Genomic DNA, 15839 nt, shown 5'->3' on the forward strand with positions numbered 1-15839 from the left:
GCGCCATGAGTACCCAGCACAACGACGGCAAGGCCATTCTTGAGCAACTGAGCCGTATCGCCCAAGCCTTGGAGCAGGGGGTGATGAAGGCCCCCACAAACTGGAATGCCTCGACTGCATTCCGGCTGCATCACCGGGCAGGTCAGTTGCGACTTGAGCCAGTCAAAACTGTCGAGTCCCTGGATGCCGCAGTGCTTAAAAACATTGGTCCACAACTCGAAAAAGTGGATCGGAACACCCACCAGTTTGTGAAAGGCCTGCCAGCCAACAATGTGTTGCTGACTGGTGCGCGTGGCACAGGCAAATCGAGTTTGGTGCGTGCCATGTTAAGCCGCTATTCGGCACAAGGCCTGCGCCTGATCGAGGTCGACAAAACAGATTTGTTGTTTTTGCAAGATGTGGTGGATTTGGTGAATGGGCGACCTGAGCGTTTTATTGTGTTTTGTGACGACCTTTCCTTCGAAGAGGGAGAGGCCGGGTACAAGGCGCTGAAAAGCGTGCTCGATGGCTCTATCGCGGGCACCTCTGACAATGTGTTGATTTACGCCACATCGAACCGACGCCATTTGTTGCCGCAAATGATGAAGGACAATCTTCAAACCCAGCACATGGAAAACGGAGAAATCCGTCCAGCTGAAGGCATCGAAGAAAAGGTATCGCTGTCGGATCGATTCGGTGTGTGGGTGTCCTTCCATGCGTTTAATCAAGATGAATATCTGGCTGCGGTGCAAGTGTGGCTGGAGCATTTCAATATGCCTTACACCGATGAGGCTCGCCACATTGCACTTCGGTGGACGATTGAGCGCGGTAGCCGCAGTGGTCGACTGGCTTATCAGTTTGCCAAACACTGGGCAGGCTCGAACGGCTTGTGAACCAAATGGCGAGTTCGCATGTGAAACCCCGAATTGATGTTGCAGTGGCCGTGGTCTTCAACGCCGCTGGGCAAGTACTTTGGGGTTGCCGGCCAGAGGGCAAGCCTTATGCCGGTTATTGGGAGTTTCCTGGCGGTAAAGTAGAGCCAGACGAGACAGTGTGGCAAGCCCTTGTGCGTGAGCTGAAAGAAGAACTGGACATTACCGCACTGGAGGGTGGGCCTTGGTTCCGCATTGAACACGATTACGAGCACGCCAATGTGCGCCTGCATTTGTACCGAGTTTGGCATTTTGAAGGTACACCCAAATCGCTGGAGCAACAGCCCTTTACCTGGGCCAGCCTCGACAGTTCCGACCTTTCCCCGATTTTGCCTGCGACTGAACCGCTGTTGCCCAAATTGGCCCAGCCCACGGTGATGGCGTTGAGTAACTATGAAGCCGGGTTCGAAGCCTGTGCCGAGCGATTGGAGCGGGGCTTGAACGCGACCAAGCTCCCGGTTTATGTTCAGTTTCGTGAAAAGACCCTGAGCGGCGATGCCTTGATTCAGGCTTTTGAGCACTGTTATGGCTTGTGCCAGAAAACCGGACAGGCGATGTTGTTGAATTCGGATACCTGGGTTAATTTGCGTGAGCACCTGGACGCTTTGCCATGTCCGCTGCATTTGACGCAAGCGCATTTGCTGTCCGGGCAATTTCAGGATTTACAGTGCGCTGGCGCTTCTGTGCATGATGCAGGCAGCCTGCGAATTGCCTTTGATCGTGGCTTGAGTTATGCCGTGTTGGGTGCTGTGAAACAAACTACATCGCATCCGGAACAGTCGGGTTTGGGCTGGGAAAGGTTTCTTGAAATAACGCAAGCTGCGCGATTGCCAGTGTTTGCGATTGGGGGACTGGCCGGCTACGATATTCCTGACGCTCGTTTGCACGGCGCTCATGGCATTGCCATGCTCAGTCAGTTCGGGGTTGCCTAGGCGATTTACAGGTTACAAAGCCTGATCTTGAATTCAATCGGTTCGAGGTAAGGGTTATTTTTGCTAACCCCGTTCGCATTCGGAATGTTGAATCGAATCCACAACATATACTTGTTGGCGCTGAATTCGGGCACCACTTCCAGGTCGCTTGGTAAATCAACTCGCAACAGCTGAAATGTTTTGCCACTCATCTGCTGGGTGTAATTGCCTTGCTCGGCAGTCACTACGCTCATTTCGCCGCTGTGGCGCAAAATTTTCAGCACCAGTTCAATGGCTTTGGCCAGGGGCCGCATGGGCTCAAACCAGGCCTCAATATCGACGCGTCGCGCTTGGGCAGAACGGGACTGCCAGCGGTGATAACCAGGCAGGTCAAATTCGCAAACGCCGCCTGGAATAGTGCAGCGGCTGCGAATAATCATCAGGAATTCATTGTCTCGCAGGTGGTAGCCCAGTCGACCATTGCACTGGTTCAATTGCGTGGCGGTGGAGTCAATGCTGGCCAGTGTTTCCTCGAGCATGTTGCGATCGACGCCTGGGTGTCCTCTGAATTGAACCAGCGATGCGCGCTGCCGGTCCAGCTCCTGGAGCAAATCACTTTTTAAATCAGCACGCGAGCCGACTTCAATGATTTCAAACAGAGTGAGCAGGGCAGTGTGGTGGTCAAGTCGGTGGTCTTGCGACATGAAGAAGCCGAATTTGGCGAATAAATCTTCAAGGCGCAACAGCGTGCGAATTCTCTCGTTGAGTGGAAACTCGTATGTGGTGATTTGAGTGACCGGATTGGTGGTCTGTTGTTCGTCTGTAACTTGAGTCACCGAGCCATCGCAATTAAAAGGAACATCAGGTGTGATTGTGGCGCACCTGTGGTTTTCATGCAAATAGCAAGGTCATTTTTGCGCTTTTTTTATTAATTTTTGGTGCAGAAAGTCGATTTTTTTAATCAGTTCGGCTAGCCCGCCATTGTTTTCGATCACCTCTGTTGCACCTGCCAACCGCTTCTCTCGGGTGGCCTGGTTCTGTATTACGGCGCGTACTTGTGTTTCAGGCCAACCGTTGCGTTGAATCACCCTTTGAACCTGCTGTTCCACTGGGCAATCGACCACAATGATTTCATCCATCAGTTCGCCCCAGCCCCCTTTTTCAAACAGCAGCGGCACCACCAGTACGAAGTACAGTGTTGCGCCGGTGTCAAGTTGTTGCTGAACAAGCTGGCGGATTTTTGGGTGAAGAATTTTCTCCAGCGCAATACGCTTCTCGGGTTCTTTGAATACCAAAGCCCGCATGTGATCGCGATTCATGCTGCCGTCGGGAAGCAATGCCTCACGGCCAAACGCTTTCTGTATGTCGGGTATCGCCAGGCCTCCGGTTTTGGTCAGGCTGTGGGCAATTTCGTCGGTATCGATGATCGTGGCGCCCAAGGTTTGAAGTCGACTGGAAACCGCAGTTTTCCCGGATCCAATTCCGCCGGTCAGGCCCACCACCAACTGCTTGGGTTTGTTTAAGGCTATGTGCATGGCTTGTTTAAATCCACTTGGTCAGGTCAAAGCCTGCCATCCACGCCAATGCACCCATGACCAGGCAAGGGCCAAAGGGGAATGCATCGGTTTTTTTCTTTCCGCGAATGGTTTGAATAATCAGGCCGAATACAATGCCGGATACAGAGGCAAACAACACCACGCTGAAAAGGGATGTGACTCCCAACCAAGCGCCAATTGCAGCCAACAGTTTGAAATCTCCGTAGCCCATGCCTTCTTTTCCTGTGGCCAGTTTGAAGAGTTGGTAGATTAGCCACAACACCAGATAACCCATGGCTGCCCCAGAGACCGCGCTGGCCAAAGGCACAAATTCGACAAAAAGGTTAAACAGCAAACCAGCCCACAACAGGGGTAGGGTAATGCTGTCGGGCAACAGGTAAGTGTCGAGGTCAATCAGTGCCAAAGCCAGCAGGCTGGCTGCAAATACCATCAAGGCCAAGGCCACAACGCCGGGTGGGTGAAGCAAGCCAATGGCCAGAAAAAGCCCCCCGCACAACAGTTCAACGACAGGGTAGCGCAAGGAGATCTTGCTTTTGCAATGATCACACTTACCCCGCAGAAGCAGGTAAGAAATCACGGGAATGTTATGCCAGGCTTTCAAAGGCGTTTTACAAGCCGGGCAATGGGACGCGGGCAGAAACAGGTTAAACCGCGGAAATTCCTCGGGCTCACGGCCCTGGGCTTCAGCAAGGTCTGCATCCCAGGCTCGTTGCATCATGATGGGCAAGCGGTGGGCCACCACATTCAGAAACGAACCGATACAAAGCCCCAGCAGCACGCTTAGCACAAGCCATTGGGCTGGCTCCAAACCATTCAGTGCGGTCAAACAATGTCTCCCATATTGAAGATCGGCATGTACATGCCCACGATGAGCACGCCCACCAGTATGCCAATAATGCACATAATCATGGGCTCCATGACGGTGGACAGTGTATCCACTTTGTCATCAAGATTGGTTTCATACTGATTGGCCAGTCGTTCCAGCATCGAGTCCATCCTGCCCGACTCCTCCCCAATCCGAATCATCTGGATCGATTCTGGCGGAAACAGTCGACTGTTCTCCATGCTGTCGGAAACCCGACCACCCGAGGCAACGGCTTGCCGTATTTCAAGCGTGGCATCCTGAAAGCTTCGAATTTGGGACACACTGGCCACCGATTCCAGTGCTGAAGTAATCGGCACGCCCGAAGCGCTCAAGGTTGCGAAAGTGCGTGTCCAGCGTGCATGAACCGCGGTTTTCATCAGGTCGCCAACCAATGGCATTCGCAACAACAGAATGTCCATTGAGTTTTTGAATTTTTGATTTCGGCGATACATTTGAAACAGGCTGTACATACCCAGGCCCATGCCGGCCAGCACCATCAACCCGTATTCCTGAAGAAAGTCGGAGGCTTGCAGCAGCAGCGTGGTGAGCAAAGGCAGCTCAGCATCAAACTGAGAGTAAATGGACTTGAACGAAGGCAGGACAAACAGCAACATGCCCACTGTGACACCAATTGCCACCAACACCACAATGCTTGGGTAAATCATGGCTTTGCGCACTTTTTGCCGAATTCGCAATGTTTTTTCAATGTGGGTGGCCAAACGCCCCAGTGCTGAGTCGAGTTCACCGGCGTTCTCGCCGGCGGCCAGGGTGTTACAAAACAGATTGTCGAAACAGCGTGGGTGTTTGCGCATGGCCTCGCTGAGTTTCAAGCCGCTTTCCACGTCAGCCCGAATGGCTCTAACCACTGTTTGAATGGCTCTTTTGGATTTGCTGGTCATGCCGCCCGCAATCAAACCAAGGCTTTGCCCCAGCGGTACGCCTGACTGAATCATGACCGCAAGCTGCCTGACAAACGAGGCCACCAAGACCAATTGGATATTGCTGCCAGTGTAGGGTTTGGCTTTTCGAAGTGAGCTGGCTTTGACACCTTGCCGGCTTAGCTGATAGCGGGCATGGTCAATTGACCTTGCCCTGATTTCGCCTGATCGGGCCTTTTGTGCTTTGCCTTTGGGTTTCTCTGTCCACAAAAACAGCAAGTCCCCTGAAGGGGGTTTCTCTCTCAGGTTTGCATTCATTGTGCGCTCGCAAGCAGATTAATCGGCTTTTGTCGCGCCCAGAATTTCCTCGATGCTGGTGATGCCCAAGCGAACTTTGGCAACGCCCGATTCACTCATGCTGGCAATGCCCTCTTGGCGGGCAAGGCGCTCCATGTCGAGAGCAGATGCACCCGAAATGATGAGTTCCTGCATGGCCTCGGACACGGGTAACACTTCGTAAATCCCGGTGCGACCAGAGTATCCTGTGCCATTGCAGGCCTCGCAGCCCACCGCGCAGAAGGGTGTCCAATCCTCTTGGGGGACCTCTTTTAAAAGGCCTGAGGTGGTCAATGCCTGCAGCCCGAGCGGGTGCGGTGACTTACAACTGCAAAGTTTGCGCACCAGTCTTTGCGCAATAATAAGACTGACCGACGAGGCGATGTTGAAGGTTTCAACACCCATGTTTTTCAAGCGGATGATGGACGACACGGCGTCGTTGGTGTGCAAGGTGGACAGTACCTTGTGACCTGTTTGTGAGGCTTTGATTGAAATGTCTGCTGTTTCAAGATCCCGGATTTCGCCGACCATGATGACGTCGGGATCCTGACGCAGCAGGGCTCGCAAGGCCTTGGCAAAAGTCAGGCCGATCCGCTCGTTGATATTGACCTGGTTGATGCCCGGCAGATTGATTTCTGCGGGGTCTTCTACGGTGCTGATGTTGATGGAGTCGTTGTTCAGCATTTGCAGAAAGGTGTACAGGGAGACTGTTTTCCCGCTGCCAGTGGGCCCGGTGACCAGAATCATGCCGTGTGGTTTTGCCAGGGCTTTTTCGACAGCCGTGCGCTGGGTCGTGTCAAACCCCAGTTGCTCAAGTTTTAGCAGCGATTTGCTGGAGTCGAGCAAACGCATCACAATTTTCTCACCAAACAAGGTGGGCAGGGTGCTGACCCGGAAGTCGATTTTGCGTTCATCGGCTCCGAGAGTGAGTCGGATTCGGCCGTCTTGGGGAACACGTGTTTCGGTGGTGTTCAGACGGCTCATAATCTTGATCCGAGCCGCAATTTTTGATTTGGCGGCCAGTGGGGGCTGTGAGGTTTCCTGAAGTACGCCGTCAATGCGGAATCGAACCCGGTAGCTTTTTTCATAGGGTTCAAAGTGGATGTCCGAGGCCCCTTTTTTCAGGGCATCACTCAGCACTCGCTGAACGAACCGCACAATTGGAGCATCGTCGACGTCCGGTGAGGCTTCCTCATTGTTTGAATTGCCAGCGTCAGATTCAACCTCGGTCAGCAGGCCTTCATCCATGCCTTGAGAGGGATCATTTTTTTCGATGCGGCTAAGTAACTTGTCGTATTCAACCACGACAGGTTCCACCTGCAACTGGGTGCGAAACTTCAGTTGCTGAATGGTGCTGAGGTCAGTGGGGTCGGCCATGGCTACACTGAGCGAGCCGTGGCGGCGATTCAATACAAAAGCTTCCAGCCCCTTCTCAGCCTGAATCAAATCCGACTCAAGGCCTTCGCGGGTATCGTCAAACTGGCTGAGGTCAAGCAGAGGGTAGCCAAAATGCTGCGAAACGGTGCTGGCCAAAAGTTCGGCGCTCACCAATCCGTTGTTCACAATCCACTCGGCCACGGATCGGCCCTGGGCTTCCTCTGCCGTCAATTGCTCCAGCTGGGCGTTGTCCAGAATTCCTTTGGCGGTCAGTGCCCGCACAAGCCCCGAGCTTTTGACAATTGCACTACTGATGCTCATAGATCAAGATCCTTGAAAGTGAACGGTTTGGATCAACAGTTGTATTGCCCAACTATGCGTATTCAGTATGTACTTATCAATCACCTAGGCGGATGTTTTTCGCGCGGATCAAGTGTTGCGATTCACGGCAACATCGCACAGCACCGCCAGTGCTTCAGTATACGGGTTGCTGGTGAGTGATCCCAGGCGGGTTTTCGCCGAATCTGCCAGCGCCTGCGCCTTGTTGCGCGTGTAAGCCAGTGAGCCGGTTTGCTCTATGCTCGCCATAATGACGCTCACATCCTGGGTGCCGCCATTGGCAATCGCATCCCGAATTTGGTTTTGTACCTGTGGTTTGGCGTGCTGCATGGCGTGGATCAGGGGCAGGGTGGGTTTGCCTTCGCGAAGGTCGTCGCCCACATTTTTGCCCAAAGCTGCACTTTCTCCAGCGTAATCAAGTACGTCATCGATCAGTTGAAACGCACTGCCTACTTCTGCGCCGAAACGGCCCAGGTTTGTGATCGCTTCCTTGCTCTGCCCGGTGACAATGCCCGCCAGTCGGCAGGAGGCTTCAAACAGCTTGGCAGTTTTAAAGTCGATGACCTGCATGTAGCGCGCTTCTGTGACATCGGGGTCTTTGCAGTTTAACAGTTGCAATACTTCGCCTTCGGCGATGGTGTTGGTGGCCTCTGACAGTACGTCCATGACATCCATCAAGCCAATTTTTACCATCATCTGAAACGAGCGGGAATACAGGAAGTCGCCCACCAGCACTGCAGCCGAGTTTCCGTACTCTGCATTCGCAGTCAGGCGGCCACGGCGCATGTCCGACTCATCGACCACATCATCGTGCAGTAGTGTGGCGGTGTGAATAAATTCAACAATTGCAGCCAATTCAATGGTTTGCTGCATTTGTTGCTGGGTTGCGCCCAAGGCCCGTGCGGTCAATATAACCAATGCGGGGCGCAACCGCTTTCCACCTGCATTGATAATGTAATCGCTGATCTGGTTGATCAGGCTGACCTCGGAATGCAGGCTGGTTCGAATGACCTGATCAAGTTGCTGCATGTCGGCCGCGATGGGGGACAACACACTTTTCACACTGGGAACTGGGCTGGGCATGGGTTCACTGCATGTCGGGATGATTTATGTTGCGCTTATTGTACTTGACGGTGTTTGCGAAAAGCCGCACCGGGTCAACAGAATGAACGCTGGATGATCACAAGGCTTTGACAACATTGCACTTTCCGAGCATAATTGCGGGCTATCCGAATTTTTTCGGGTTCATTAATTGAAAGTTAGTTTAAAGAAATAAGGGTCAACTATGTACGCGGTCATAAAAACCGGCGGCAAGCAATACAAAGTTGCTGCTGGCGAAAAATTGAAAATAGAACAGATACCTGCTGACATTGGCCAAGAAATCTCTCTGAACGAAGTGCTTGCTTGCGGTAGCGGCGACACAGTTAAAGTGGGTACTCCACTGGTTCAAGGGGCTTCGGTCACTGCAGTTGTTTTGGCACACGGTCGTCACGACAAAGTGAAGATCTTCAAGATGCGTCGTCGCAAGCACTACCAAAAGCGTCAAGGCCATCGCCAGAACTTCACTCAAATCCAGATCCAAGCCATCAACGCTTGATAGAGGAGAATGACTCATGGCAAGTAAGAAAGGCGGCGGCTCTACGCGCAACGGACGTGACTCAGAAGCCAAGCGACTGGGTGTGAAGGTGTTTGGCGGTCAGGCAATCAATGCCGGCGGCATCATCATTCGCCAACGCGGTACACGTTTTCATGCTGGCGACAACGTCGGCATGGGCAAAGATCACACATTGTTCGCCCTGACAGACGGTCAGGTGCAGTTCTCAGTGAAAGGCGCTCTGCGCCGCAAAACTGTGAGCGTGGTCAACGAGGGTTAATCCTTCGTTTGCACCGCACACCGTGCTTGGTCCGATAGCCCTGCATTGCAGGGCTATTTTCGTTTTTGGACAGGTACATTCAAATTTAAAGTTAAAAGGCGCAGTTAGCGGGCGCAGTTATCAGGAATAAGCATGAAATTCATCGACGAAGCAACAATCGAAGTGTTCGCAGGCAAGGGCGGCAATGGCTCTGGCAGCTTTCGTCGAGAGAAATTCATTCCCAAGGGCGGCCCGGATGGCGGCGATGGCGGTAAGGGTGGTAGCGTGTTTGCCGAAGCCGATCGCAACCTGAATACCTTGATTGATTACCGTTTTTCCAAACAGCACCGTGCCAAGGGTGGCGAAAACGGCCGTGGATCTGATTGCTATGGCGCAGCCGGGCCAGACATTGTGTTGAAAATGCCAGTGGGCACCACCATCGTGAATGCCGAAACCGGACTGGTGGTCGCCGACCTGACTGAACATGGCCAGCAAGTGCTGATTGCCAAGGGCGGCGATGGCGGCTTGGGCAACATTCACTTCAAAAGCAGTGTGAACCGTGCGCCACGGCAATTTACCAAGGGTAAAGACGGCGATTCAGCCCGCTACAAGCTGGAATTGAAGGTATTGGCCGATGTGGGTTTGCTGGGCATGCCCAACGCGGGCAAGTCAACCTTGATTGCTGCGGTATCCAATGCCCGCCCCAAAATTGCGGATTACCCCTTTACCACCTTGCACCCTAATCTGGGCGTGGTGCGAATTGGGCACGCCCAAAGCTTTGTGATCGCTGATGTACCTGGTTTGATCGAGGGTGCCGCCGAAGGCGCGGGCCTGGGGCACCAGTTTTTGAAGCACTTAAGTCGCACACGCGTGCTGTTGCACCTTGTTGATTTGGCCCCGTTTGACGACAACGTAGACCCGGTTTACGAGGCCGCGGCCATTGTCGAAGAACTGCGAAAATACGATGAAGACCTGTGGGCCAAACCCCGCTGGTTGGTGTTGAACAAAATCGACATGATCGCTGAAGAAGACCGGAAAGCCAAAATCGACGATTTTGTAACCCGATATCGCGAGAAGACCGGTTGGCAAGGGCAGGTTCACCCCATTTCAAGTTTGACCGGTGAGAATACGGCCAACCTGATGCGCTCTGTGTACGAGAACCTGGTGCAGCAAATGCAAGTGGAATTTCCACCCGAGCCTGATGCACGCTTTCGCGAAAGCACAGGTACACTCATCAATCCTCAAGAAACTGGCGACGATCAGGAGTAATTTTCGTGGCAGAGAAATCTCTGGCAAATCAACGTGTGGTGGTCAAAGTTGGCAGCTCGCTTGTTACCAAGGGTGGCAAGGGTGTGGACATGGAGTCCATTCGTGCATGGGCGGCACAAATCGCGGAATTGACCAATCAAGGTTGTGAGGTGGTGCTGGTTTCTTCAGGCGCAATTGCCGAGGGCATGAAACGCCTGAAATGGGCCAAACGCCCCAAAGAAATTCATGAGCTGCAAGCTGCTGCGGCGGTGGGGCAAATGGGTTTGGTACACGCCTACGAAATTTGCTTTGCTGAACATGGCCTGGTGTGTGCGCAAGTGTTGTTGACCCACGCAGATTTGGCCGATCGCGAACGCTACCTGAATGCACGTTCTACCCTGTATTCCTTGTTGGGCCACAAAGTAGTGCCCATCATCAATGAAAACGACACAGTCGTGACCGACGAAATTCGCTTTGGTGACAACGACACCCTGGGCGCACTGGTCACCAACCTGGTTGAAGCCGACACCTTGGTTATTTTGACCGACCAGGTTGGCCTGTACAGTGCCGACCCTCGCAAGAACCCTGACGCCAAATTCATTCATGAGGAAACTGCGGGCAACCCCGAGCTTGAGAAAATGGCAGGTGGTGCGGGCAGCAGTGTGGGTACCGGCGGCATGATCACCAAGATTCTCGCAGCCAAACGTGCTGCAAGAAGTGGCGCGGCCACGGTCATTGCCAGCGGTCATGAGCCTAATGTGCTGGTTCGCCTGATGAAGGGTGAGCCGGTGGGCACTTACCTGAAAGCCCCACTGGGTCGCTTGGCGGCGCGAAAACAGTGGATGGCCGACCATTTGAAATTGAAAGGTTCGCTGTTGTTGGACGCAGGCGCGGCCGATGCTTTGCGCAAGAAAAAAGGCAGTTTGTTGCCCATTGGCGTAACAGGTTGCCAGGGCAATTTCCAGCGAGGTGACGTGGTAGCCTGCCTGAGCCCAGAGGGCGAGGAAGTGGCACGTGGCTTGGTAAATTATGCAGCCGCCGAGGTTAAAAAAATTGCCAAGCAACCCACCAGCGCGATAGAGTCCATCCTTGGTTATCTGGATGAACCTGAGTTGATACACCGAGACAACATGGTGGTATTGGCCTGACACAACAAATTTGCAAGGAAGGAGTGGGCTGATGGAGCTGTCGATGTGGAAAAACAGCGGGCAGTTTTTCGACTGGGAAGGCCACTCCATCTTTGTGCAAGACACAGCGGCATCCAATAAACCAGTCTTGCTGCTTATTCATGGTTTTCCAACCGCCAGTTACGACTTTCATTTGCTGTGGCCTGATCTGGCCGAAACTCATCGTTTGATCGCATTCGACATGCTGGGCTATGGCTATTCCGACAAGCCGCGCACCTGGCAGCATTCCATTTTTAACCAGGCCGACATTGCAGAAGCATTGTTGAAAAGCAAAGGTGTGGATGAATGCACAATGATTACGCACGATGTGGGCGACACCGTGGGCCAGGAGTTGCTGGCCCGCCATGCTGAGGGAAAACTGGGTTTTCGCTTAAAGCGAGTGGTGATGCTGAACGGCGGCCTCTTCCCCGAAACACACCGAGCCATTCTGGTTCAAAAACTGCTCCTCAGTCCCTTCGGGTTTGTGTTCACCCGATTCATGAAAAAGGAAAAGCTGTCTGCCAGCCTGCGCAGCGTGTGCTCGGCGGGATTAAGCGATGCTGATATTGATGCGGCCTGGACGTTGATGGCCCACAAGAAAGGCAACTTGTGCATGCACCTGTTGATTCAGTACATGCGCGAAAGGCGCGAAAACCGTGACCGTTGGGTAGAAGCCTTGCAAAAAGCCGACATGCCCTTTGCGTTGATTGATGGCGTTGAAGACCCGATTTCCGGCGAGCACATGGTGCAGCGCTTTGAAGAACTGGTACCCGGCAAACAAACCATTCGATTGGCAGGTTTGGGGCACTATCCACACCTGGAAGACGCTGCAAAAGTGTTGGGTGCATTGAAACCCCTGCTGGATAGGCAATAGAATAAAAAAAACGCGAACCTGGTGGTTCGCGTTTTTTTATGTCGACTCAGGTTTTTCTTGGGTTTCTTCGGTTTTAACAGCAGGCTCCCAGTGGTCGCCCCTAGGCAGTCGCCTTGGGTCATTTCTGGAAAACAGCAGTTTGGCCAACTCTCCCAATGCTTGTTTGTACACTTCCCGTTTGAAATCAATTACGTTTTCAAGTGGAACCCAATACTCGTTCCAACGCCAGGCATCAAATTCGGGGTGTTCAGTAGCCCGCAGGCTGACATCACAATCCCTTCCAACCAATTTCAGCAAAAACCAGATTTGTTTCTGGCCCTTGTAGCTTCCCCGCCATTCCCGTCGAATCCAGTGATCAGGCACGGTGTACCGCAGCCAATTCCTGGTTCTTCCTATAATTTCAACATGTTCTGGCAACAAGCCAACTTCTTCGTGGAGTTCCCGGTACATGGCTTGTTCAGGCGATTCACCATGTTTAATTCCGCCCTGCGGAAATTGCCAGGAATGTTCACGAATTCGCTTACCCCAAAAGACCTGCTTTCGGGAATTGGTCAAAATAATGCCGACGTTGGGACGGTAGCCTTCTTTATCAAGCATACGCGCCCCGCAGATTTCTTTACAATTTAGAGTCATTATAAGCACCCGCCTGCGTTTGTACACCTAGGGTATCCGCGCTGCGAGCGGATAAAAGTACAATCGCAGTTCTAACCAATTCATTACTCACGAGTTTTTTGCAAATGCGCGCCACCCAGTTTTTTTTGAATACCCTGAAAGAAGCCCCTGCTGACGCAGAAGTGATCAGCCATCAACTGATGATGCGGGCTGGAATGATCAAGCGCTTGGCCGGTGGCATTTACACCTACATGCCTGTGGGTCTGCGTTCAATTCGCAAAGTGGAAAATATTGTTCGCGAAGAAATGAACCGCGCTGGCGCGCTTGAGTTGCTGATGCCAGCCGTTCAGCCTGCCGAGCTGTGGCAGGAAAGCGGCCGTTGGGAAAAGTACGGCCCCGAGCTGTTGCGCATGAAAGACCGGCACGATCGTGATTATGTGATTGGCCCGACGCACGAGGAAGTGATCACCGACGTGGTGCGCAAGGAAGTGAAAAGTTACCGACAACTGCCACTGAACCTGTACCAGATTCAAACCAAGTTTCGAGATGAAATTCGTCCCCGTTTTGGTGTGATGCGTGGTCGCGAATTCGTGATGAAAGACGCCTATTCTTTTGATCGCACGCAAGAAGCCGCCCTGAAAACCTATGATGTGATGTACGACGCTTACCGCCGTATCTTCACCCGCCTTGGTTTGAACTTCCGGGCTGTGAATGCAGACACCGGTTCAATTGGCGGCAACCGCAGCCACGAGTTTCATGTGATCGCCGACACAGGTGAAGATGCAATTGCATACTGCCCCAGTTCAGACTATGCCGCCAACGTTGAATTGGCTGAGGCCGTGTGCACCGCGCAACGCCCAGTCGCCAGCAAGACCATGGACAAGGTACACACCCCCGGCAATTCGACCTGCGAAGCAGTAGCTGCGCAGTTGGGGCTGGCTTTGACCGCAACTGTTAAAAGTGTGGTGTTTGCCAATGAGTACCTGGAAAAAGATGAAACCAAGCCAGTCAAGAAGGTACAAATTGTATTGGCGTTGGTGCGCGGTGACCACGAGGTAAACGACATCAAGTTGGGCAAACTGGCGGGCGTTCAGGAACTGCGCCTGGCCACTGAAGCTGAAATTGTGGCTGCTTTTGGCACCCAACCAGGTTATTTGGGCCCAGTTGGCTTGTCGCCAGATGTGCGGGTGGTGGCTGACCGCAGCGTCGCCGCCATGGGTGATTTTGTATGCGGTGCCAACGCCGCAGACTATCACTACGCGGGCGTGAATTGGGGGCGTGACTTACCCGAGCCCGAGGTGTCCGACATTCGAAATGTTGTTGAAGGCGATCCCTCGCCAGACGGCAAAGGTGTGCTGGCCATGTGTCGTGGTATTGAGGTGGGCCACGTGTTCTATTTGGGCACCAAGTACTCGGAAGCCCTGCAAGCCAAGTTTTTGGAAGAAAACGGCAAGCCAGCAGTGATTGAAATGGGCTGCTATGGCATTGGTGTTACCCGTATTTTGGGTGCTGCCATTGAGCAAAATTTCGACGATCGCGGCATTATTTGGCCATTGAGCATAGCGCCTTTTGAAGTGGTCTTATGCCCAATCGGCTACAAGAAAAGCGACGAAGTGAAGGCGCAGGCCGACAAGCTTTATCAGATGCTGAAAGATGCTGGCGTGGATGTGATGCTGGACGACCGCGATGAGCGCCCAGGCGTGATGTTCGCAGATTGGGAGTTGATTGGCGTGCCGCTGCGGGTTACCTTGGGTGACCGTGGCCTGAAAGAGGGCAAAGTAGAGTTTCAGTCCCGCGATGGCAAGGTTGAAAAGCGCGATGTTGAAGTTGGGGAAATTTTTGAGCAGTTGTGTGTTGAGCTTGCCAGCAGGCAAGTCAGTTTGTAATCCGTTTGCCCGGTTGGTGCGCAGTGCCCGCCGGGTGTTTGTGCTTGTTGCGGTTGTAGTGGCTGCGACCGGTGTTGGTTCACCGGTCTTTGCCAATCAGCAATACGAACCCATGGCAGACCATGTGCGCCTGGCGCTTCGTACCGCCTTGAATGCCCCTGCGGCACCACGTCCAATTTTTGATTCCGTAAGCCACCGTATCGACTGGATGGCCGACATGTCACGCCGCCTGGCCCGCCGTGTACCTGATTTCACCCAGCGAACAGAGCTCATCAAGATTATTCGCTATGAGGCGCAACGAGTTGGCATTGATCCTCAAATTATTTTCGCTTTAATTGAGGTTGAAAGTAACTTCCGTGCCGATGCGGTGAGCCATGCCGGGGCCATTGGTTTGATGCAGGTGATGCCGTTTTGGACTGATGTATTGTCCAGCGGAAGTTCTCGGGAGTTGTTTGAGCCGCGCGTGAATATTCGCTATGGCTGCCTTATTTTGCGGCATTACCTCGACATTGAAAAAGGCAATCTGGACCGGGCCCTGGGGCGTTACAACGGCAGCCTTGGGAAAATGACCTACCCGAATCTGGTGTATGACCGTTTGGATCGCAATTGGGGCTACAGCTATGTTGAACCCCCGAAGCCTGCGCCGCGCATTGCGGGTGACTTTTGAGCTGAACTTGAAGGTTCGCCGTTTCGGTTTATTGCCCACTCCGCGTGGGTTGTTTGTGTCGCACTGGACCGGTGACGTGGGAGCTGAACTTGAAGGGTCACCGCTGCCCGAAAACTTGGCATTTCGGCTTGTCGTCTTGAGCCTGCACTAAGCCAAGCCCTCCAAAAGTAACGGTCGGGTCTTGGCTTTCGCGCCAAGGCGCGATCGTTAGTCTCGGCGCGCCAAGCCGGCAAGTTTTCTGACTGGTCATCGTGCGACCCATTGCAAGTTCAGCTCCCAATCGGCGGCGGTGTTTCGATCGCCTCGCCTTCAAGAAAACCTGCCCTTGCGTGCCGAGCAGGGCCGGTGTTGCCCAGCATG

At 53.2% G+C, this 15839-nt stretch carries 16 protein-coding genes; 9 read left to right on the top strand and 7 right to left on the bottom strand.

All coding sequences use genetic code 11. The features are described from left to right. Window positions 1-5 precede the first annotated feature (5 nt). Window positions 6-872, top strand: coding sequence for an ATP-binding protein (locus tag LMED105_RS09085; protein ID WP_008250429.1), 867 nt, complete (start codon window positions 6-8; stop codon window positions 870-872). Between the two features lie 5 nt (window positions 873-877). After that, a complete protein-coding gene (locus tag LMED105_RS09090; protein WP_040513090.1) occupies window positions 878-1843 on the top strand; it encodes a Nudix family hydrolase in 966 nt (321 codons plus the stop codon). A 5-nt stretch (window positions 1844-1848) separates the two neighbouring features. On the opposite strand, the gene zapD is transcribed toward LMED105_RS09090, so the two are convergent. The 6 genes from zapD to LMED105_RS09120 form a co-directional block, all read right to left on the bottom strand. After that, window positions 1849-2610, bottom strand: a complete 762-nt coding sequence (zapD, locus tag LMED105_RS09095; protein WP_040513092.1) for a cell division protein ZapD — start codon at window positions 2608-2610, stop codon at window positions 1849-1851. Window positions 2611-2730: 120 nt separating this feature from the next. Continuing rightward, a complete protein-coding gene (gene coaE, locus LMED105_RS09100; protein ID WP_008250432.1) occupies window positions 2731-3357 on the bottom strand; it encodes a dephospho-CoA kinase in 627 nt (208 codons plus the stop codon). A 7-nt stretch (window positions 3358-3364) separates the two neighbouring features. Beyond that, complete coding sequence (locus LMED105_RS09105; protein ID WP_008250433.1) at window positions 3365-4204, bottom strand: A24 family peptidase; 840 nt, start codon at window positions 4202-4204, stop codon at window positions 3365-3367. Further along, window positions 4201-5439: a type II secretion system F family protein gene (locus LMED105_RS09110; RefSeq protein ID WP_008250434.1), complete on the bottom strand. Its 1239-nt coding sequence runs from the start codon at window positions 5437-5439 to the stop codon at window positions 4201-4203. Before LMED105_RS09110 ends, LMED105_RS09105 begins: the two co-directional genes overlap by 4 nt. Before the next feature lie 18 nt (window positions 5440-5457). After that, window positions 5458-7155 (bottom strand): type IV-A pilus assembly ATPase PilB, encoded by a 1698-nt coding sequence (pilB, locus tag LMED105_RS09115; protein ID WP_008250436.1) that lies wholly within the window; start codon window positions 7153-7155, stop codon window positions 5458-5460. Between the two features lie 108 nt (window positions 7156-7263). Further along, window positions 7264-8256, bottom strand: a complete 993-nt coding sequence (locus LMED105_RS09120) for a polyprenyl synthetase family protein (protein WP_008250438.1) — start codon at window positions 8254-8256, stop codon at window positions 7264-7266. Window positions 8257-8458: 202 nt separating this feature from the next. On the opposite strand from LMED105_RS09120, the gene rplU reads away from it, so the two are divergent. From rplU to LMED105_RS09145, 5 genes are all read left to right on the top strand, one after another. Further along, on the top strand, window positions 8459-8770 hold the full coding sequence (gene rplU, locus LMED105_RS09125; RefSeq protein ID WP_008250440.1) for a 50S ribosomal protein L21: 312 nt from the start codon (window positions 8459-8461) through the stop codon (window positions 8768-8770). A gap of 16 nt (window positions 8771-8786) precedes the next feature. Further along, window positions 8787-9047 (top strand): 50S ribosomal protein L27, encoded by a 261-nt coding sequence (gene rpmA, locus LMED105_RS09130; protein ID WP_008250442.1) that lies wholly within the window; start codon window positions 8787-8789, stop codon window positions 9045-9047. Between the two features lie 132 nt (window positions 9048-9179). Further along, complete coding sequence (gene obgE / locus LMED105_RS09135) at window positions 9180-10295, top strand: Obg family GTPase CgtA (RefSeq protein WP_008250444.1); 1116 nt, start codon at window positions 9180-9182, stop codon at window positions 10293-10295. 5 nt (window positions 10296-10300) lie between these two features. After that, complete coding sequence (gene proB, locus LMED105_RS09140) at window positions 10301-11422, top strand: glutamate 5-kinase (RefSeq protein WP_040513070.1); 1122 nt, start codon at window positions 10301-10303, stop codon at window positions 11420-11422. Window positions 11423-11453: 31 nt separating this feature from the next. After that, a complete protein-coding gene (locus tag LMED105_RS09145; protein WP_008250448.1) occupies window positions 11454-12314 on the top strand; it encodes an alpha/beta fold hydrolase in 861 nt (286 codons plus the stop codon). A gap of 36 nt (window positions 12315-12350) precedes the next feature. Here LMED105_RS09145 and LMED105_RS09150 read toward each other — a convergent pair whose 3' ends face one another. Next, window positions 12351-12911, bottom strand: a complete 561-nt coding sequence (locus LMED105_RS09150; RefSeq protein WP_008250450.1) for an RNA pyrophosphohydrolase — start codon at window positions 12909-12911, stop codon at window positions 12351-12353. 140 nt (window positions 12912-13051) lie between these two features. Between LMED105_RS09150 and LMED105_RS09155 the strand changes: the two genes are divergently transcribed. Then, the gene (locus LMED105_RS09155) at window positions 13052-14812 is read left to right on the top strand and encodes a proline--tRNA ligase (RefSeq protein WP_008250452.1); all 1761 of its coding nucleotides are present in this window, start codon (window positions 13052-13054) and stop codon (window positions 14810-14812) included. Further along, the gene (locus LMED105_RS09160) at window positions 14781-15479 is read left to right on the top strand and encodes a transglycosylase SLT domain-containing protein (protein WP_232222735.1); all 699 of its coding nucleotides are present in this window, start codon (window positions 14781-14783) and stop codon (window positions 15477-15479) included. The genes LMED105_RS09155 and LMED105_RS09160 overlap by 32 nt, the downstream gene beginning before the upstream one ends. The last annotated feature ends 360 nt before the right edge of the window (window positions 15480-15839 follow it).

Source organism: Limnobacter sp. MED105 (assembly GCF_000170915.1).
Classification (GTDB): Bacteria; Pseudomonadota; Gammaproteobacteria; order Burkholderiales; family Burkholderiaceae_B; genus Limnobacter.